This window comes from Rhizobium sp. R693 (genome assembly GCF_002211315.1).
Classification (GTDB): domain Bacteria; phylum Pseudomonadota; class Alphaproteobacteria; order Rhizobiales; family Rhizobiaceae; genus Rhizobium.
In genome coordinates, this window is record NZ_LOKY01000049.1 from 248,340 (window position 1) to 268,454 (window position 20,115).

The window sequence follows — 20,115 nt, forward strand, 5'->3', positions numbered from 1 at the left end:
CGGGGGAGGGGGAGCGTTCGATCTAAGGGTTTCTTTTCCCGGTAGAATTGTGTCGTGGTCGATCACAATTTTCTTGCCTAGTAGCGGCTTGCTGCGACATACTCAGCGCAGTTGATAGCCACTTGTATGCATGCCTCGAGACTCTTCACGCAGTTGGGGTTCGATCAATGGTATATCTGTCGCCTTTTCTCAAAACATCGATTGCAATGCTCGCCACTTGTGGGGCGTCGCTTCTGTCCGGCATGTCTGCGTACGCACAAGATCCCTTTAAGGATTTTCCGCTGGTTATCAGCTGTGAGTACAAGGGCACTTATCACGCATTCTATTTGTCGAGGGTGACCCAGGACGGCACCGCGACTTTTTCAGCCTCCGATCGGATTGCCGGCACGATTACGCTGGACGGCAAGGCAAAGGCCGTGGGCGGATCCGATGGGGGAAGTTGCGTGGGCAAAACCCTCAAGGAACTGCGGGCGTCAGGGCAGGCGCACGACCTCAAATCTTAGCCCCGCAACGTTGCGATTTCTGGGCCATTGGCCTCGAACAGGGGCCAGCATTCGTGTGGGCGGTGGAGAGTTGCCAAGATATCGTTCGAAGTTGAGCTCCCAACTTATGTCGCACGAATAGCCTTCGAGGAGGCGTCGCGGAGACGGGCTTCACCGATAAAGTGAAGCTCAGGCATTGGCGCGACGCGAGGGGAAAAGGCATGGAAGAACTGCGAACTCCTTTCAGGGTAACGGCGGGGCGCTTTCTGCGCTCGGTGCGAATTTTCATGTCCTCGGAGGTCGGCGGCGCGGCAAAGCTTCTGACCGTATGCCTTGTCGCGCTCTTCCTCGCGATCAACGGGCTCAATGTGCTGAACAGCTTCGTGGGCCGGAACTTCATGACGGCGATCGCCGACAGGCAGATCGCGGAGTTCGTCCGGCAAGCCGTATTCTATCTTCTCGTGTTTGCTGGCTCCACGATCGCATCGGTTTTTGCGCGCTTTACCGAGGAGCGGCTAGCACTCACCTGGAGAGACTTTCTGACGCGTCGCGCCGTCAATCTCTATCTTACTGACGGAGCCTTTTACCGTCTCGGTGTTTCGGGAGAACTCTCGTATCCGGATCAGCGAATTTCGGAAGATATCCGCGCATTCACCGTGACTACATTGTCTTTCCTGCTGATGATCTTCAGCAGTGGACTAACGATCCTTTCTTTCTCAGGGGTGCTCTTGTCGATCAACCCCGTCTTGTTCGCTGTGGCGGTCGTTTATGCGGCCTGCGGCTCGCTTCTTACGATCTGGCTGGGGCGCCCGCTCATCAAGCTGAACTACGATCAACTCGATAAAGAGGCGAGTTTCCGTACAGGCCTCATTCAAGCGAGGGAGAACGCGGAGCGGATCATGCTGACGGGCAGCGAGCCGCGCATGAAGTCCTTTCTTGCGGGTCGAATTGATGACTTGGTGACCAACTTTCGCAACATAACATCCGTCAACCGCAATGTCGGCTTCTTCACGACGGGCTACAACTGGCTGATCCAGATCATCCCAGCCTTGATTGTCGCACCGGCCTTCTTCCGCGGTGATATCGAATTTGGGGTGATTACGCAGTCAGCAGCAGCATTTGCGATGCTGGTGGGCGCTTTTTCGCTGATAATCAACCAATTCAATTCGATCTCTAATTTTGCCGCAGTGGTGGCGCGGCTCAGTACGCTCCTAGAGGCGATTGAGAACTCGCAGCGCTGTCGACCAGAGATTCAAATCGATAGCACCCGGGACGAGCTGTCTTACGAGAAGCTCACGATATTGTCCGACCGGGGCGGCTCGCCGTTGTTGCAGGATCTGACCGCAGTTATTCCGGCTCGTGCCCGCGTTCTGGTGACGTGCGCCCGAGAAGACCAGGGGAGTGCGTTTTTCAGGGCCACAGCAGGCATTGCTTATCCCGGCGCTGGCCGAATTTTTCGCCCGGCTGGAGAACGGATACGCTTCCTGCCGCAGCAGCCCTATCTTCCGCCGAGTACACTTCGACAGCTGCTTGTTCCTCCCGCTGCGAACTCAGAAATTTCGGACGAACGGATTTCGTTGCTACTTGCCGAATTCGAGCTCGAGCGCATTTCTAAGGCAGGGGGATTTCAACAAGAAGTGGAGTGGCATACGTTTCTGACGCAAAGAGAGCAGCACTTGCTGATGCTGGCGAGCGTATGCGTTGCGAAGCCGTATGTCATCTTGCTTGAGAGGACCGAGGTTATGGTCGGCTGGGATACATTTTTCCGGATCATGACACGCTTTGCAAATGACGGCATTGCCTGCGTCCACATCGGGAGCGCCGCTAACATATCGGCCTACGATGCCATTCTCGACCTTGGCGATGGTGGCGGATGGCAATGGAGGAAACCCAGATAACCGTGCGGACGCTTCGCGGCGTGCAGCACGGAGATAGAGACGACGAGAAAGTCGATAGGAGGCTGATGATGACGAACACCGCTCTTGCAACCGACGACTATCAGGCAACGGCCACTCCACTTGGAGCAGAGGAACTCCGGTTGATGGACGCCTACTGGCGCGCATCGAACTATCTCTCCGTCGGGCAGATTTATCTGCTCGACAATCCGCTATTGAAGGAACCGCTCAAGCGGGAGCACATCAAGCCAAGGCTGCTCGGCCACTGGGGGACATCGCCCGGCTTGAACATGCTTTATGTGCATTTGAACCGCGTGATCAAGCGCGACGACCTCAACATGATTTACGTGATCGGACCGGGCCATGGCGGGCCGTCGCTGGTCGCGCACGCCTATCTGGAAGGGACCTACAGCGAAGTCTACCCGAATATCGGCCAGGACGCCGAAGGGATGCAGGCGCTGTTCAAGCAGTTCAGCTTTCCCGGCGGCATTCCGAGCCACGTCGCTCCCGAAACGCCGGGAAGCATCCATGAGGGCGGCGAACTGGGCTATGCCTTGAGCCATGCCTATGGCGCGGCGTTCGACAATCCGGATTTGATCGTCGCCTGTGTCGTTGGCGACGGCGAGGCGGAAACGGGTCCGCTTGCGACGGGATGGCATGGCAATAAATTTCTCAATCCCGCCCGTGACGGATGCGTGCTGCCGATCCTGCATCTCAACGGCTACAAGATCGCCAATCCATGCTTCCTCGCCCGCATCCCAAAGGACGAATTGCGGAAGTTCTTCGAGGGGATGGGCTATGCGCCGATCTTCGTGGAAGGGCACGAGCCCGACAAGGTCCAGCAGCAACTGGCTGCCGCAATGGATACAGCCGTTGCGGAGATCAAGCGGATCTGGGGGGAGGCACGCGAGAAGGGCAATCTGAAACGGCCGGCCTGGCCGATGATCGTTTTCCGCACGCCAAAGGGCTGGACCTGCCCGAGCGAAATCGACGGCAAGAAATGCGAGGATTATTGGCGATCGCACCAGGTTCCGATGGGCGAAATGGACAAGCCGGAACACATCGCGATCCTTCAGCAGTGGATGAAGACGTACAAGCCTGAAGAGCTTTTCGACAACGACGGCAAGCTGCGCGCCGAATTTGCGGCGCTCGCTCCGGCTGGGACTCGCCGGATGAGCGACAACCCGCACGCGAACGGTGGTTTGCTGCTGCGTGACCTGAAGATGCCGGATTTTCGTGACTACGCCGTCTCGGTGCCGAGCCCCGGCGCGACGACGACCGAATCCGCCCGGGTGATGGGCAAGTTCCTGCGCGACGTCATGAAGCTGAACATGAACAGCAAGAACTTCCGGCTGTTCAGCCCTGATGAGAACAACTCGAACCGCTGGCAGGACGTGCTTGAGGTTACCAACCGTTGCTACATGGCAGAGATCTACCCCGAGGACGATCACCTGTCGCCCGATGGCCGGGTGATGGAGGTGTTGAGCGAACATCAGTGCCAAGGCTGGCTAGAAGGTTATCTTTTGACCGGACGGCACGGCTTCTTTTCGTGCTACGAGGCCTTCATTCACATCATCGACTCGATGTTCAACCAGCACGCCAAATGGCTGAAGGTGTGCAATCACATACCTTGGAGGCGGCCCATTGGATCGCTCAACTATTTCCTGAGTTCGCATGTCTGGCGACAGGATCATAACGGTTTCAGCCATCAGGATCCGGGGTTTATCGACCATGTGGTCAACAAGAAGGCCGAGGTGATCCGCGTCTATCTGCCAGCGGACGCCAACACCCTGCTTTCCGTCACCGACCATTGCTTGCGTAGCCGCAACTACGTGAACGTTGTCGTTGCCGGCAAGCAACCGGCGCCGCAGTGGCTGACGATGGATGAAGCGATCAAGCATTGCGCTGAGGGTCTCGGCATTTGGGAATGGGCCAGCAATGATAAGGGCAGCGAGCCTGACGTCGTGATGGCGTGCTGTGGCGACGTTCCGACGCTCGAGACGCTGGCGGCGGTTCAAATGATCCGCGAACATTTGCCGGAATTGAAGGTGCGCGTCATCAACGTCGTCAACCTCATGAAGTTGCAGCCGGCAAGCGAACACCCGCACGGGCTTTCGGACCGTGATTTCGATGCGCTCTTCACCAAGGACAAGCCGATTATCTTTGCTTTCCATGGATATCCCTGGCTGATTCACCGGCTAACCTACCGGCGCACCAACCACGGCAATCTGCATGTGCGCGGATACAAGGAGGAGGGCACGACGACGACGCCTTTCGATATGGTCGTTTTGAACCAGCTCGATCGCTTCCACCTTGTCGAAGACGTCATCGATCGGCTGCCGCAGCTCGGTGCCCGTGCCGCCTACTTCAAACAGGCGATCCGCGAGAAGCTGATCGAACACCGGCAGTATATTGAAAAGCATGGCGATGACATGCCCGAAATAACCGGTTGGAAGTGGGGCGTCCAAGGGCGGCCAGCGAGGACGCAAAAGACGTCGACGGAAGGCGACAACATCTAAGCCGTCCAGACGCGACTGAGGCAGGGGAGCAGATACGGTGCGCAGGCCATGACTGCGCATCGCGGTGGACAACGAGGCGCGATTTCGAGGCGGGATAGCGTCGTGTGGGAGGGAGGAAGCCATGATCGAGGTACCCTCAATCGCCCCGGGTCTGGAGGACGCGCCGAGCGACCAGGCCTTCGCACGATTGCAATTCTCGACGCTACTCTACTATCTGCATTGTACGAACCCTGACAACGGGTTGGTTCGCGACAAGACGGAGGAGAGCGCACCGGCCAGCATCGCGGCGATCGGCATGGCGCTCGCCACCATTCCCATCGTCGTGCAGCGCGGCGTCATTATTCGCAAGTTCGCTGCCAAGATTACCAGGCGGCGGCTCGAGTTCCTGATGCAATGTCACCAGGGGCCGGAACCCGACGCGTCCGGCTACAAGGGGTTCTTCTATCATTTCCTCGACATCGAGACCGGGCGGCGGGTCTGGAACTGCGAGCTGTCGACGATCGACTCGGCCTTTCTGTTTGCCGGGGCTTTGACGGTCGCCACGTTCTTCGATGGGGACACAGCCGACGAGATCAGGGTCAGGCAGCTTGCGGCAGCGCTCTATGAGCGAGCGGACTGGAACTGGGCGCGCAACCACGAGGCGACGCTCACACATGGCTGGCGGCCGGAAAGCGGCTTCATCCCATATCGTTGGCGCGGCTATGACGAGGGCCTGCTTCTCTACATACTGGGGCTTGGTTCGCCTAGTCATCCTTTGCCGCCTGAGAGCTACGCGGCCTATACGGAAAGCTACGACTGGCGGAATATCTTCGGGCGCGAACTGCTCTATTCCGGTCCGCTCTTCACGCATCAGCTGTCGCATATGTGGATCGATTTCCGCGGCATCAACGATGAATTCATGCGCGAGCATGGCAGCGACTATTTCGAGAACAGCCGGCAAGCGACCTTTGTCCAGCAGGAGTATGCGATCCGGAATCCGATGCAGTTTGAGGGATACGGCGAGCATTGCTGGGGATTTACCGCGAGCGATGGCCCGGGCTGGGTGAAGGCGGATGTCGGCGGGGTCAGTCGCGAGTTCTTCGACTACATCGCACGCGGCGCGCCATTCGGGCCGGATGACGGGACCGTATCGCCCTGGGTTGTTGTGGCGTCCCTGCCTTTTGCGCCGGAGATCGTTATCCCAACGGTGCGGAATTTCGCTCAGATGAATCTGGGGATGACGCGGCTTTACGGTTTCAAGCCGTCGTTCAACCAGACCTTCAAGGATGCAACCAGCCAGACCGGGTGGTGGATCAGCCCTTACCATTTCGGGATCGATCAGGGGCCGGTGGCGCTGATGATCGAGAATTATCGAACCGGCTTCCTGTGGAATCTGATGCGCAATTGCGAACCGATTGTCAGGGGACTGCGGCGCGCCGGCTTTACTGGCGGATGGCTATAGCCGATCCGTGGGATATCGTGCCGCTTCGACAGTCAAGCCGGATCAGTGGGAGCCTCGGAGCTGATAGTCCTGTAACCAGTTTCGATTGAAGACCCTCTTCGTGCTGTCGGTGAGATGCGACGTATGCACAATATCCTCCCGCAGCCACCAGTCGATTGAGGTGGCGGGCGCCGTTAGTCTTCCCTGTTCGAGGTCTGCAGCGACCAGGATTGATATCGATTGGTTCCGCGCGGATTTGACCGCCGCCGTTTCGGCGGCTGACAAAGCGAAGATCGGCGCAACTATGCCCGTCACCAGGATGGACGCGTAGACTGGTAGTGCTTGCGAGTACGACATGAAATGCATCCCGCTGGAACTGCAGCAATACTACAATGTCGCAAGTCAAGCCTTTAGTCGACCCTGTATTTCCTTGCCCTTGCTTGGCAGCCTGGCGACCATTTCGGAACGCGCCGGCTATACGCTTTCGATTTCATTCGCCATCAGTAAAAGAAGCGGGGCGGCGCTCCGTCATGACAGGGTGGCCGCTATGGCTCTTGCGCTTGGCTATCTTTCATCGACACGCGGTCGCCGGGGGCTAGCGGCCGCAAGGCGGGGGCCAGAAGCCGATCCTAGATTCCTCGGAATGCGACCATAGCGCGCGGCACCTGGATTCGGAGAACGAAGGAGCACTATCTCGATCTGATTGCCATGACCATGGCCGGCATGGCTGCGGAGGAGGTCTTCCTGGGTGGTCACGATGATGGTGTCGCAGGCGCCGATGGATCCGATCTCTTCGAGGCCACGAAGACGGCGATCGCCTTGGAACGATCCTACGGTATGGGCGAGAAGCTTGCCTCTTACGGCGACCTCCGCCGTCGACACATTGAGGGCCTCGGTCACGTTGATCCGGCGCTGCTGGCGCGGGTCGACAGCATTCTGCAGGAGCAGTTCGACAGGGCGAAGAACATCCTCTTGCGATACAGGGAGGCTTGCACGGTGCTTGCCGACGGACTCGCCTCTCGACTGGAGCTGTCAGGACAGGTGGTTCTGGATGCGCTGGATTCCCAAGGATAAAGGAGAGCTGTCGCGATGGTCGGGATAGATTGGTCTAGGAGCACCTGTTGTCAAATTCTCAAGCGAGCTTGTCATATGCCTGCCGAGTGCCGAAGGGGAGGGCGCTTGCCTCCGCTTGACACTCAGGGACTGGGCTGATCGGGCCGTAGCGTGACGAATGTTGAGGGGCCATCGGACCGTCGATCTGCTGCGACCGTTTCAAATTTCGCAATAAAATCGAAACTATTGACGCAATTGTGAGAGTAAGGCGCTCGCGGCATTATCAGTCCGTCAGACGAACTCAGTGTCGCCTGAAGTTCTCAACAAGGAAGCCGCAGGCAGACGAAAATGCCCCAGACCTTTTCTTCCATGACACGCAGGAGCGCACTTCTTTCCGCAGGCGCCGCCGTCGCAGCCATGGCGATCTCACCATCTCTCGATCTCGCAGCCGAGGCTGCATCAGCATCCAGCTCAACCGAAGGAACCAAGACAATGGCATATGTAACCACCAAGGACGGCGTCGAAATCTTCTACAAGGACTGGGGTCCGAAGGACGCGCAGCCGATCGTCTTCCACCACGGCTGGCCGCTGTCGTCGGACGACTGGGACGCACAGATGCTGTTCTTCCTGTCGAAAGGATATCGCGTCGTTGCCCATGACCGCCGTGGACATGGCCGTTCCGCCCAGGTCTCCCATGGTCATGACATGGATCACTACGCCGCGGACGCCTTTGCCGTCGTCGAAGCGCTCGACCTGAAGAATGCTGTCCACATCGGACACTCGACGGGTGGTGGCGAGGTCGCCCGCTATGTCGCCAGGCACGGCCAGCCGAGCGGTCGCGTTGCCAAGGCGGTTCTCGTTTCGGCCGTTCCTCCGCTGATGCTCAAGACCGAAGCGAATCCCGAAGGGCTGCCGATGGAAGTCTTCGATGGTTTCCGTTCGGCGCTCGCCGCCAACCGCGCGCAGTTCTTCCGCGAGGTTCCGGCCGGTCCTTTCTACGGCTTCAACCGCGACGGCGCGGCGGTTCAGGAGGGTGTGATCCAGAACTGGTGGCGTCAGGGCATGATGGGCGGTGCCAAGGCCCATTACGACGGCATCAAGGCCTTCTCCGAAACCGACCAGACGGAAGACCTGAAGGCGATCACGGTTCCGGCGCTCGTCCTGCACGGCGAGGACGACCAGATCGTTCCGATCGCGGACTCGGCGTTGAAGTCGGCCAAGCTTCTGAAGAACGGCTCGCTGAAGACCTATCCAGGCTTCTCGCACGGCATGCTGACAGTCAATGCCGACGTGCTGAACGCCGATCTTCTGGCCTTCGTTCAGGCCTGACCAGGTTGTTGGAGCCGCGATGCATGAAGCTACCGGGGCTCCAACATGTGATGCGTGCTCGATCCGGACATAGATGATGATGATGCTCACCCCCGAACTCGTTGCGTTGACACTCCGGGACGTTCAGGACGATGGCCCGGAACCGGGATGGACACCGCTCTCCAAGACGGAACTCGACTGCCTGGTTGATCGCATTCAAGGCGAGGCGGGTGTCGAGCCTATCTGGGTCTTCGCCTACGGGTCCCTGATCTGGAATCCGGAGTTCAACGTCACTGGCCGGATGCGAGCAACGGCCTATGGGTGGCATCGCTCGTTCTCGCTGAAGATCGAACACTGGCGAGCCACCAGCGAGCAGCCGGGCCTAATGATGGCTCTGGAGCGCGGCGGGACATGTGACGGCATGGTTCTACGTTTGTCAAACGAGAACCGCCGCAATGACCTCCGCGCTCTCGTCGCTCGTGAAATCAAGTACCGCGAGGTCGCCGACATGGTCCGCTGGATACATATCCACACACCTGAAGGGGCCATGACGGCCCTGACATTCTGGGCAAGCACAAGACGGTCCGGCCTGACGAAGCCATTGCCGACAGAGACAACGGCTGCGCTGATCGCCAAAGCCTGCGGGCAGGGTGGATCCTGCGCGCAGTACCTGCGCAACACGATCGTTGATCTTGAAGCCGAGGGGATCCGGGATCGGAACCTATGGCATCTACAGGCATTGGTCGCCGCCGAGATCACAGCGCCTCAGCCCTCCTGAGGCGCTTGCAGCCTAGTCCAGCATCACCATCTGGGCGGGCACCTGCTCCTCAAAGAACTTCGAGAAGGATGCAATCCGCGGCGGCAGGGCCTGGTATGGCGGATAGTAGAGGGTCAGCCACAAGTCAGGTGGCGCCCACCCCTTGAAGACATGGACCAGTCGCCCGGTTCGCAGGTGCTCGGAGATATGGAAGCCCGGCAGCATGGCAACGCCTGCGCCATCGGCGGCCATGTCTGCCAATACTTCACCGTTGTTAGCACTGAAGGCCCGGCCAGCCGAAATCGTCATACTCGATCCTCCGTCCGACAGGACCCAGTTCTCACGCCGGCTTTCGCCGCTATACGCGAGGCAGTCATCAGGTGTGAGTTCGTTCGGGTGCTGCATGTCGACGAACCGGCTCCCGGGGGCGGCAACCAGGATGCGCGGCACCGCCCTGATCTTGCGCCAGATCGTGAACTTGTCGGAGGGCTGCGAGGAGATTCGGATTGCCAGGTCGTAGTCGTCGTCGACGATGTCCACCAATCCATCCGACAGCGAGATCTCGAAGCTCATCTTCGGATAGCGCTCCTTGAATCCTGAAAGGATCGGCGGGAGCACGGCCTTGCCGAACCATGTTGGCGCACTGATCCGGAGCCGTCCCTCATCGGCCTTGTGCGCGTTCATCACCTCGCGCCGCGCGTCTTCGAGCGTCTTCACCGCGGGCTGGATCTGCGCGGCAAAGATCGCGCCATCGGTCGTCAGGGAAACCTGCCTCGTGGTGCGCACAAAGAGCTGTACGCCAAGTTCTGCCTCGAGCGCGGCGATGGCACGCGTGACGGCTGCGGGTGTCATGTCCAGTTCGCGGGCTACCTGGGCGAAGTTCCGCTTCTCGGCGGCAAGCAGGAAGGTTCGAAGAGCTTTGTAATCGTTCATCTCATTGTTTCAAATTTTGCAATTCAATCACAAGGAATATTGCAATTCTGCGCGGTGATCAACGGGCCTACATTCATATCAACACTTAAACGCCAACGCTGATTGAAAGGCACTGACATGATCAAAGACATCAAGGGACTTCACCACGTGACTTCGATGGCATCGGACGCGCGGCAGAACAATCGCTTCTTCACCGACACGCTGGGCCTGCGTCGCGTCAAGCAGACGGTCAACTTCGACGATCCGAGCGTCTACCACCTGTACTACGGTGACGAGAATGGTTCCGCAGGCACGGTGATGACCTACTTCCCATTCCCCAACATGATGCTCGGTCGTCCGGGCGTGGGTGAGGTCGGTGAGACGCAGTTCTCGGTTCCAAAGGGCTCGCTGAAGTTCTGGCAGGATCGCTTCGCGGCTCAAGGTGTCGACGGTCTGGAAACGGATACTGTCTTCGGCGCCAACCGTCTTCGCTTCATGGGCCCGGATGGCGACGGTCTTGCGCTGATCGAGTTCACCGACGACAACCGCGCGCCATGGCGGGCGGATGGAATTCCCGACGATGCGGCCATCCGCGGTTTCGCCGGCGCTCGCTTCAGCCTGCATGACACCGCAGCGACGGAAGAGCTTCTCGGCTTCATGGGGTACCAGCGCGCCGAGAAGGAGGGCGACGTGACACGCTTCATCATCCCCAATGGCAACGGAGCGGATACGATCGATCTCGCATCCCTGCCGAAAACGCCCTTCGCGCGTCAGGGGGCGGGATCGGTTCACCACATCGCCTTCGCCGTCGATGACCGCGAGAAGCAGCTCGAGGTGCGCAAAGCTCTGATGGACACCGGGTATCAGGTCACACCCGTCATCGACCGCGACTATTTCTGGGCGATCTACTTCCGCACGCCGGGTGGCGTTCTGTTCGAGGTTGCCACGAACGAGCCGGGCTTCAATCGCGACGAAGACACGGCTCACCTTGGGGAAGCGCTCAAGCTACCGGGCCGATATGAAGCTTTCCGCGATCAGATCCAGGCAAATCTCGAGCCATTGGCTGCCTGACAATACCCCTCAAAACTGATGGCATTTCGAATTTCGGACGCCGCACACATAAATCTCGATGGAGAGATGACAATGGATCAATTGGGAGCGATCAGAGCCTTTGTTCGCGTCGTCGAGGCCGGATCCTTTGCAAAGGCTGCAGACACGATGGGTGCGCCGCGGTCGACCGTGAGTAAGCTTGTTCAGGATCTCGAGGCAAGCTTGAGCCTCAAACTGCTCGAACGCACGACACGTTCAGTCACCGTGACAGGTGGCGCCCTGGTCCCAATCATGACCGATTGGGCGCCACCACGTTATCCTGTTCACATAGTAAGGCCAGCGGGCCGGTTTCCGAGCGTTAAGTATCAGGTCTTTGCAGACTGGGTTGCGGGCGTGTTTTCTGCCTACGACCGTGATACCGGCACACCCTAGTGGCTTTGTCCATATCCATGGATGGTTACTCCACAATCACGGGCTTCTCCCATCTCTCCTTTGAAGATATTTCCCCCGGCTGATTTGATTCATCGTCGGACAGACGGCGCGGAGTGGGCAACGGCTGTTGAGAGTAAGCAGAAGACAAAGTAATCGCGATATGGAACCCCTGCGCGTACAGCGTAGTCACCATCTAGTCGCGTCAATGCTCAATGGCAGACTGCCAAGCATTTCGCGGCTCATATGCCGCTCCCCTGTTGTCCACGGGCTGTTTCGCCCCAAGCGAATTCAGCCAAATCGCTCCACGCCGAATAGCGTGAACAGTGACACTGCGAACTACCTCAGGGCCGCCTGTCCGAATGAAATTTTCTTGAGCAAATTTTGGACCGAATGGTCGCGTAGCGCAGCCTCGTGCGACGTCCGCGGGTCAACCGAACGTCAGAGTAATTATTGCGATAAAGGCAATTCATTCGGAATTAATATTCCAATTTCGCACAAGCGCAAATCACACTACGTTTCCATTCAGCAGCCGAGGCAACCAGTGAATGGAAGCATTGATTTCGACCTACTCAGGGCCTTACGAGCCGTGTTCCAGGACATGGTGTCCGACCGACAGGCCCTGCCCAGTTTATAACCCGCCGCATTCGCGGTCCAAACAACCGAAGAGGAAAATCTCATGTCCAAGCTCGAAGTTCTCACTCCCGCCAACAGTCAGTTGATATTCATCGACCTGCAGCCGCAGATGGCCTTTGGCGTCCAGTCGATCGACCGCCAGGTACTGAAGAACAATGTCGTCGGCCTGGCGAAGGCCGCCAAGATCTTCAACGTCCCCACCACGATCACCACGGTCGAGACGCAATCCTTCTCGGGCAACACGTTTCCGGAATTGCTTGCCGTCTACCCGGAGAACGATATTCTCGAGCGCACCTCGATGAACTCCTGGGACGACCAGAACGTCCGTGACGCGCTGGCGAAGAATGCGTCCAACGGCCGCAAGAAGATCGTCGTCTCCGGTCTGTGGACCGAAGTCTGCAACACCACCTTCGCGCTCTCGGCTCTCCACGATGTTCCGGACTACGAAATCTACATGGTTGCCGACGCTTCCGGCGGTACGTCGTCAGACGCGCACAAATACGCGATGGACCGGATGGTTCAGGCAGGCGTGATCCCGGTCACCTGGCAGCAGGTCCTGCTCGAGTGGCAGCGCGACTGGGCACGCAGGGAAACCTACGATGCTGTCACCACCCTCGTGAAGGAGCATTCCGGCGCATACGGCATGGGCATCGACTACGCCTACACGATGGTTCACGGCGCAGAGGAACGCGTCAAGCACGGCAAGCGCATCGGCCCGAACCAAGCCAAGTAACGGCCTGATCAGGCCGCTCCGATAAGCCCGCCGGAGCGGCCTTTCTCTAACCGTGGAGGACATCCCATGAAAATCTATCTTCTTTCTCTCGGTGCAGGTCTGCTTGTGGGCATCGTCTACAGCCTCCTGAACGTCCGCTCGCCGGCTCCGCCGGTCATCGCCTTAGTCGGCCTTCTCGGCATTCTCGTCGGTGAACAGATCATCCCTTTCGCAAAGACTTTGTGGAGCAGGGAGCCAGCAGCCGTTTCATGGCTTCATCAGATCAAGCCGCACATGTTCGGCCACCTGCCGAAGGGCGGCGATCTTATCGACCTCGCCCATCAGGCAGAGGCGAAAGCGGGGGAGCGGAGCTGATGACGACTCGTCGATCCTTTCTTGGGGGCGCGTCGAGCCTGGCTTTCTCGAACCTCTTCTCCCCGGCGAAAGCCGCCGATCCCAACCAGACCGGAGTAGACACCATGCATCCCGACCTGATCCTCCGCAACGGCCGCGTGACGACCCTCGACCGAACCAATCCGAACGCCACGGCGATCGCCATCAAGGATGGGCTGTTTCTCGAAGTCGGATCCGACAGCGAGATTATGGCGCTGGCTGGTGCCAACACGAAGATCGTCGACCTCGGGGGCAAGCGCGTCCTGCCGGGTCTGATCGACAACCACACTCACGTCGTTCGCGGTGGCCTGAACTACAACATGGAGCTGCGCTGGGACGGCGTTCGGTCGCTCGCCGATGCGATGGACATGCTGAAGCGCCAGGTGGCGATCACGCCCGCGCCGCAATGGGTTCGCGTCGTCGGCGGCTTCACCGAACACCAGTTCGCGGAAAAGCGCCTCCCGACGATCGAGGAGATCAATGCTGTCGCGCCCGACACACCCGTCTTCCTTCTGCATCTCTATGATCGGGCGCTACTCAACGGTGCGGCTCTCCGCGCAGTCGGCTACACCCGGGACACGCCGAACCCACCCGGCGGCGAAATCACGCGCGATGCCAACGGCAACCCGACAGGCATGCTGCTCGCGAAGCCGAATGCGGGCATTCTGTACTCGACGCTCGCCAAGGGGCCGAAGCTTCCTCTGGACTACCAGGTCAACTCGACCCGTCACTTCATGCGCGAACTGAACCGCCTCGGCGTGACAGGCGTGATCGATGCGGGCGGGGGCTTCCAGAACTATCCGGACGACTACGCGGTCATCCAGAAGCTCTCCGATGAGAACCAGATGACGGTGCGTCTGGCCTACAACCTCTTCACCCAGAAGCCCAAGGAAGAGAAGCAGGACTTCCTGAACTGGACGCAGTCGGTCAAATACAAGCAGGGCAACGACTACTTCCGTCACAACGGTGCCGGTGAGATGCTGGTCTTCTCGGCTGCCGACTTCGAGGATTTCCGCCAGCCCCGTCCAGAAATGGCTCCGGAAATGGAAGGCGAGCTGGAAGAGGTCGTCCGCGTACTGGCAGAAAACCGCTGGCCCTGGCGTCTCCACGCCACCTATGACGAGACCATCTCCCGCGCCCTCGATGTATTCGAGAAGGTCAACAAGGACATTCCGCTCGAAGGACTGAACTGGTTCTTCGACCATGCCGAAACCATCTCGGATCGCTCGATCGACCGCATCGCCGCACTCGGTGGAGGCATCGCCACTCAGCACCGCATGGCCTATCAGGGCGAATATTTCGTTGAGCGCTACGGCCATGGAGTGGCGGAAGCCACGCCGCCGATCAAGCGCATGCTCGACAAGGGCGTGAATGTCTCGGCAGGTACGGATGCCACCCGCGTCGCCTCCTACAATCCGTGGGTCTCGCTCTCCTGGATGGTGACCGGCAAGACAGTCGGCGGAATGCAGCTCTACCCGCGTGCAAACTGCCTCGATCGCGAGACGGCGCTGCGCATGTGGACCGAAAAGGTCACATGGTTCTCGAACGAAGAGGGCAAGAAGGGCCGTATCGAGAAAGGCCAGTTCGCCGACCTCGTGGTTCCCAACAAGGACTTCTTCTCCTGCGCCGAGGATGAGATCTCCTTCCTCGTGTCGGAACTGACCATGGTCGGTGGCAAGATCGTCTACGGCGCGGGCGACTTCAAGACGCTCGACGAGAACGACATACCGCCTGCGATGCCAGACTGGTCTCCTGTCCGCAAGTTCGGCGGTTATGCCGCCTGGGGCGAACCGGAAGGGGCGGGCGCTCGTTCATTGCGCCGTACGGCGATCTCCACATGCGGATGTGCCAGCGATTGCGGCGTGCATGGCCATGACCATGCCGGAGCTTGGTCATCCAAACTTCCGATCGCCGACCTCAAGGGATTCTTCGGCGCTCTCGGCTGCTCCTGCTGGGCGGTCTAAATTCAGCTTTGCGCTCGGGCGGCTACGCCACCGCCCGAGCGACACGCCGGATAATTTCAAAAACCGCAATGAAATCGAAACGATTGCTGCAATTGTTGGCAAGACGGTAACCAGCCAATATCGCTCCATCAAACGCAGCCGCTCGATCAGATCGGCGAACATGCAGGAGCAGATATGACCCACCAATCCCATATGTCGAATCCAGTCCGGAGCAGTCTGGCACGCATCGTCGCTTCTCCGGTCACGCGAACCGTTTCGCTGCTTGCGCTGTGCGCCGCCTACATACAGGGTCCGCTTACCAAGATCTTCGACTTCAACGGCGCGGTGGCTGAGATGGATCATTTCGGTCTTCATCCTGCCGCGTTCTTCGCGGTCGCAGTCATCGTGTTCGAGCTGACGGCTTCTGCCATGGTGGTCTCGGGCTTGTTTCGCTGGATCGGAGCGCTGGCGCTCGCTGGCTTCACGCTCATGGCAACGTTCATCGCCCTCCGTTTCTGGGAGATGGCTCCCGGCATGGACCGCATGATGGCGACCAACGCCTTCTTTGAACATGTTGGCCTCGCTGGCGCATTCCTCTTCGTCGCTGCATCCGACCTCGCCAGGGGAGCAGGCAAATGAGCGCTGCAAAATCATCCGGCGGAACCTTCGCGCCACTCGCACAGCCTGTGTTTGCGGTTCTCTGGATCGCCACCGTCCTTGGCAATACCGGAAGCTTCATGCGCGACGTCGCCAGCTCCTGGCTTATGACGGATCTGTCCGCATCGCCCGCCGCGGTCGCCATGGTCCAGGCGGCCGGAACCCTGCCGATCTTCCTGCTTGCCATCCCGGCGGGTGTTCTCACCGACATCCTTGATCGCCGCAAGTTCCTGATCGCCGTCCAGCTCCTGCTGGCATCCGTCAGCATCTCGCTTATGGTCCTGTCCCAGACGGGCATGCTGTCGGTCAGCGCGCTGATCGGTCTGACCTTCCTCGGCGGCATTGGCGCTGCTCTGATGGGACCGACATGGCAGGCGATTGTTCCCGAACTGGTCAAACGCGAGGATGTCAAGAGCGCCGTGGCGCTCAACTCGCTCGGCATCAACATCGCCCGCTCCATCGGGCCTGCCGCGGGCGGCCTGCTTCTCGCGGCCTTTGGAGCCGGGATCACCTACGGCGCGGATGTCGCAAGCTACGCTGTGGTGATCGCAGCTCTGGTCTGGTGGCCACGGGCGAAGAATGCAAACGACGCGCTTCAGGAGAACTTCTTCGGTGCCTTCCGTGCCGGGCTTCGCTACACTCGCTCCAGCATTCCGCTGCATGTCGTCCTTCTGCGGGCCGCCATCTTCTTCGCCTTCGCCAGCGCCGTCTGGGCGCTCCTCCCGCTCGTCGCCCGGCAACTGCTCGGCGGTGATGCCAGCTTCTACGGCATCCTGCTTGGTGCCGTCGGAGCTGGTGCGATCGGTGGAGCCTTGGTCATGCCGAGGCTTCGCGAACGCCTGAGCTCGGACGGTCTGCTTCTTGGCGCAGCACTGATCACCGCAGTCGTCTTGGGTGTCCTGTCGCTTGCCCCGCCGAAGATCGTCGCCATCATCGTTCTTATGTTCCTCGGGGGCGCATGGATCACTGCTCTGACCACGCTCAACGGCGCGGCCCAGGCTGTTCTTCCGAACTGGGTGCGTGGTCGTGGTCTTGCCGTCTACCTCACTGTCTTCAATGGTGCGATGACTGCCGGGAGCCTTGGTTGGGGCGCGGTCGCCGAGGCTGTCGGCATCCAATCGACCCTCCTCATCGGAGCCGCCGGACTGCTTGTGGCTGGGTTCATCATGCACCGCGTCAAGCTCCCGGCGGGCGATGCCGACATGGTGCCGTCCAACCACTGGCCCGAGCCGCTGGTGGCAGAACCCGTCGCCCATGATCGTGGTCCGGTTCTGATCCTGATCGAGTACAAGGTCGAGAAGCAGCACCGCAGCGCGTTCCTGCATGCCATCGATCATCTTTCCAACGAGCGTCGCCGCGACGGTGCCTACGGATGGGGTGTCACCGAGGACTCGGCTGACCCGGAGAAGATCGTCGAATGGTTCATGGTGGAATCCTGGGCTGAACATCTTCGCCAGCACAAGCGGGTCTCCAATGCCGACGCCGACCTGCAGGGCAAGGTGCTGGCCTACCATGTCGGTCCCGAGAAACCTGTTGTCCGTCACTTCCTGACGATCAATCGGCCTGGTGCCGCATAACGAAAACGTAAAGGGCAGGGCGGCTTCGGCCGCCCTTTCCATTATGTCGCCTGGCGCAATGAATTCGAAACAATTGATGCGATTGTGAGAGCAGACGCTCGGTGGCAAAACTTGCCTACCTCGCGAAACACGACGTCGCGGCAACAGCATCAATCAAGGTCACGATCATGAAAATTCCTTCCCTTCCCACACTCCTGAGCTTTAATGGCGGCTATGTCGACACACTCGGCTTCCTGTCGCTTTCCGGGCTGTTCACCGCCCATGTCACTGGAAACTTCGTGACACTGGGTGCCACGTTGGCGCACGGTCGGGACGGAGCATTGTCAAAACTCCTGGCACTACCGATGTTCTGTCTGGTCGTTTTTGTATCACGTCTGGTCTGCCTGACACTTCAAAGTCGGGATCGCTCACCCATCCGGCCAATGCTGGTCGTCAAGCTGCTGCTGTTTGTGGGAGTTGCTGCCTACGCACTCTATCATGGCCCGTTTCGGGCTGACGAAGGCGCCGTCACGCTGGCGGTCGGCATGGCCCTGGTTTCGGCGATGGCTATTCAGAACGGGCTTCACAAGGCGCATCTGTCGAAAGCGCCGCCTTCCACGCTGATGACCGGCACGACCACGCAGATCATGCTCGATCTCGCGGACATTCTGGCCGATCCGAAAGCCGACGAAGTCGTGACAGCGAAAGCACGGGTTAAAAAGATGGCAGCAGCCGTCGCGACCTTCGCCCTCGGCTGCGGTGTCGGCGCTGTCGGTTACATGTACGCTCCTGCAGCGGCGTTCAGCTTGCCTGCGGTACTTGCCACGGTCGCGCTCTTTGCAAGCAGCGCAGGTGCCGAGTCCTGAAACCCTATAGCCCCTTCGATATTGATCCGTCGAATCTAAAAGGACACGACTATGGACATCGGTAGTGAAGCAGGCGGTGTCGCCAGCCTGATCGCCCCTATTCTGAAACCGCTTGCGACCGGGCTGGAATTCTTTGGCGTTGGCGTGATCTTGGTCGGTGTTCTGATCGCAACCGTCGGCTACGTGCGTGATGTCTTCTCTACCGAGCAACGCGAGGCTTACGAACGCTATCGCGCCAATCTCGGTCGCGGAATATTGCTGGGGCTCGAAATCCTGATCGGTGCGGACATCATCGCCACGATAATCGCTCCCCTTACGTGGGGAAGTGTCGGTCTTCTTGGCCTGATCGTGCTTATCCGGACGTTTCTCAGCTTCTCCCTGGAAGCCGAGATCGACGGCCAGTGGCCGTGGACGAAGAACTCGACCCAGCCAGCACACTCCCGCTCGCCGTCATCCTCGCTGCCTGATGTGCGCTGATATCATCCCCATGCATTCGATCGAAATATATCATGACCATACTTCTTGAATTCGGCCTGGATACGTTCGGCGATGTCACCACCGGGCCGGATGGTGAGCTGCTTCCGCAGCCCCAGAGAAGCATCCGCCGGACCAGTCGATCTTCGCCGTGAGGGCAGGGAGTTCAGGATCCGAGCGATCCACACGAACGATTTCGACTGGATCTTTAAGGCGCTGAAGAGCAGTCCGAATTAACCCTAAGCTCGTGCGCGCTTGGCTGCCCGAACGATGAAGCTGATCCGGCATGACATACCGTCGGGATCGGTGCAGGTTGACTACGATGTTCTCGACGCGTCGCGGGCGAGAAGGACTTCCTTCCGAAGCTCCTGGGCATCACGACAAGATTGAATCCTTGATTTACGACCCCCGCGCAACGACAAGCAAGCGACGTTCCTGGCGGGTCGAAGGCGAGAAGAAGGATGACGAAGGACTTGTGAAGTATTAACCAAGAGCACTTCAAACAATTCTGTAAAAAGCGTCGATCTACGCGAAGATACTTCGGCGTTTGAAGACGCTAAAGTACATCATGCGCATCATTTTGACTGCTGTTCTGTTGTCGGTGAGCCTTGGGTAGCCAAAAATGAAGGCATTAACTGTTCGCCAACCATAATCGACATCGAATCCTTGGGTCTGCGGATTCCGGCGAAGATCGAGCGATTTCGATGACTGAGGGCGGTCTTCAGAGCGCGTGAACAAGCCCCCGGCACGACTTCGAGTCCTGTTCCGGAAAGAAGCGCGAGCTCTTTATGGCGGGACCTCAGGAGTTGCCATAGAAGTACGTAGGCGTCCCCAGTCCGCACTTATGGTGGCACAGTCCTCGTTTAGTAGTAGCTAATCCGCACTTAGGTGGCGGTCCAGAATGCCCGACCTGAGACATAGGTGACGTTGTCTAATCGCCACCTGTCCGTCAAGAGAATTCCTGCCATTGCGCATCCTTGCGGGTTGCGGAATAGCAACCCGATTCAAATTGATTGGCGCCAGCGATCGTGGCCGGCTGGCTGGGCCCGGTAG

Annotated in this window: 18 protein-coding genes; 16 read left to right on the top strand and 2 right to left on the bottom strand. The window is 59.1% G+C overall.

Features of this window, described 5'->3' with window-relative positions; all coding sequences use genetic code 11:
- Positions 1 to 167: 167 nt before the first annotated feature.
- The 4 genes from ATY79_RS30225 (at position 168) to ATY79_RS30240 (ending at position 6,337) form a co-directional block, all read left to right on the top strand.
- Positions 168 to 503, top strand: a complete 336-nt coding sequence (locus ATY79_RS30225) for a hypothetical protein (RefSeq protein WP_189637263.1) — start codon at positions 168 to 170, stop codon at positions 501 to 503.
- A 200-nt stretch (positions 504 to 703) separates the two neighbouring features.
- Positions 704 to 2,380: an SbmA/BacA-like family transporter gene (locus ATY79_RS30230; protein ID WP_088694984.1), complete on the top strand. Its 1,677-nt coding sequence runs from the start codon at positions 704 to 706 to the stop codon at positions 2,378 to 2,380.
- Positions 2,381 to 2,448: 68 nt separating this feature from the next.
- On the top strand, positions 2,449 to 4,896 hold the full coding sequence (locus ATY79_RS30235; protein ID WP_088695189.1) for a phosphoketolase family protein: 2,448 nt from the start codon (positions 2,449 to 2,451) through the stop codon (positions 4,894 to 4,896).
- Between the two features lie 121 nt (positions 4,897 to 5,017).
- A complete protein-coding gene (locus ATY79_RS30240) occupies positions 5,018 to 6,337 on the top strand; it encodes a glucoamylase family protein (protein WP_088705776.1) in 1,320 nt (439 codons plus the stop codon).
- Between the two features lie 42 nt (positions 6,338 to 6,379).
- On the opposite strand, the gene ATY79_RS30245 is transcribed toward ATY79_RS30240, so the two are convergent.
- Positions 6,380 to 6,673 (bottom strand): hypothetical protein, encoded by a 294-nt coding sequence (locus ATY79_RS30245; protein ID WP_088695188.1) that lies wholly within the window; start codon positions 6,671 to 6,673, stop codon positions 6,380 to 6,382.
- A gap of 312 nt (positions 6,674 to 6,985) precedes the next feature.
- On the opposite strand from ATY79_RS30245, the gene ATY79_RS30250 reads away from it, so the two are divergent.
- From ATY79_RS30250 to ATY79_RS30260, 3 genes are all read left to right on the top strand, one after another.
- On the top strand, positions 6,986 to 7,390 hold the full coding sequence (locus tag ATY79_RS30250; RefSeq protein WP_280950704.1) for a hypothetical protein: 405 nt from the start codon (positions 6,986 to 6,988) through the stop codon (positions 7,388 to 7,390).
- A 471-nt stretch (positions 7,391 to 7,861) separates the two neighbouring features.
- The gene (locus ATY79_RS30255; protein WP_088695187.1) at positions 7,862 to 8,698 is read left to right on the top strand and encodes an alpha/beta hydrolase; all 837 of its coding nucleotides are present in this window, start codon (positions 7,862 to 7,864) and stop codon (positions 8,696 to 8,698) included.
- 79 nt (positions 8,699 to 8,777) lie between these two features.
- Positions 8,778 to 9,455 carry a gamma-glutamylcyclotransferase gene (locus ATY79_RS30260; protein ID WP_088705787.1) on the top strand — a complete coding sequence of 226 codons (678 nt, stop codon included), beginning with the start codon at positions 8,778 to 8,780 and terminating at the stop codon, positions 9,453 to 9,455.
- A gap of 12 nt (positions 9,456 to 9,467) precedes the next feature.
- Here the strand turns inward: ATY79_RS30260 and ATY79_RS30265 are convergent, their stop codons facing one another.
- Positions 9,468 to 10,367, bottom strand: coding sequence for a LysR family transcriptional regulator (locus ATY79_RS30265; RefSeq protein WP_088705777.1), 900 nt, complete (start codon positions 10,365 to 10,367; stop codon positions 9,468 to 9,470).
- Positions 10,368 to 10,484: 117 nt separating this feature from the next.
- Between ATY79_RS30265 and ATY79_RS30270 the strand changes: the two genes are divergently transcribed.
- From ATY79_RS30270 to ATY79_RS30310, 9 genes are all read left to right on the top strand, one after another.
- A complete protein-coding gene (locus ATY79_RS30270) occupies positions 10,485 to 11,417 on the top strand; it encodes a VOC family protein (RefSeq protein ID WP_088694980.1) in 933 nt (310 codons plus the stop codon).
- Between the two features lie 72 nt (positions 11,418 to 11,489).
- Positions 11,490 to 11,828, top strand: a complete 339-nt coding sequence (locus ATY79_RS30275; RefSeq protein WP_088705778.1) for a LysR family transcriptional regulator — start codon at positions 11,490 to 11,492, stop codon at positions 11,826 to 11,828.
- A gap of 676 nt (positions 11,829 to 12,504) precedes the next feature.
- Positions 12,505 to 13,194, top strand: coding sequence for a hydrolase (locus tag ATY79_RS30280; protein ID WP_088694979.1), 690 nt, complete (start codon positions 12,505 to 12,507; stop codon positions 13,192 to 13,194).
- Positions 13,195 to 13,260: 66 nt separating this feature from the next.
- Positions 13,261 to 13,548 carry a XapX domain-containing protein gene (locus tag ATY79_RS30285; protein ID WP_088694978.1) on the top strand — a complete coding sequence of 96 codons (288 nt, stop codon included), beginning with the start codon at positions 13,261 to 13,263 and terminating at the stop codon, positions 13,546 to 13,548.
- The gene (locus ATY79_RS30290) at positions 13,548 to 15,530 is read left to right on the top strand and encodes an amidohydrolase (protein WP_088705779.1); all 1,983 of its coding nucleotides are present in this window, start codon (positions 13,548 to 13,550) and stop codon (positions 15,528 to 15,530) included. The genes ATY79_RS30285 and ATY79_RS30290 overlap by 1 nt, the downstream gene beginning before the upstream one ends.
- A 174-nt stretch (positions 15,531 to 15,704) precedes the next feature.
- Positions 15,705 to 16,148, top strand: coding sequence for a DoxX family protein (locus ATY79_RS30295; protein ID WP_088694976.1), 444 nt, complete (start codon positions 15,705 to 15,707; stop codon positions 16,146 to 16,148).
- A complete protein-coding gene (locus ATY79_RS30300; protein WP_088705780.1) occupies positions 16,145 to 17,743 on the top strand; it encodes an MFS transporter in 1,599 nt (532 codons plus the stop codon). Before ATY79_RS30295 ends, ATY79_RS30300 begins: the two co-directional genes overlap by 4 nt.
- Before the next feature lie 167 nt (positions 17,744 to 17,910).
- The gene (locus ATY79_RS30305; RefSeq protein ID WP_088705788.1) at positions 17,911 to 18,588 is read left to right on the top strand and encodes a YoaK family protein; all 678 of its coding nucleotides are present in this window, start codon (positions 17,911 to 17,913) and stop codon (positions 18,586 to 18,588) included.
- 51 nt (positions 18,589 to 18,639) lie between these two features.
- Positions 18,640 to 19,065 carry a DUF1622 domain-containing protein gene (locus tag ATY79_RS30310; protein ID WP_088705781.1) on the top strand — a complete coding sequence of 142 codons (426 nt, stop codon included), beginning with the start codon at positions 18,640 to 18,642 and terminating at the stop codon, positions 19,063 to 19,065.
- The last annotated feature ends 1,050 nt before the right edge of the window (positions 19,066 to 20,115 follow it).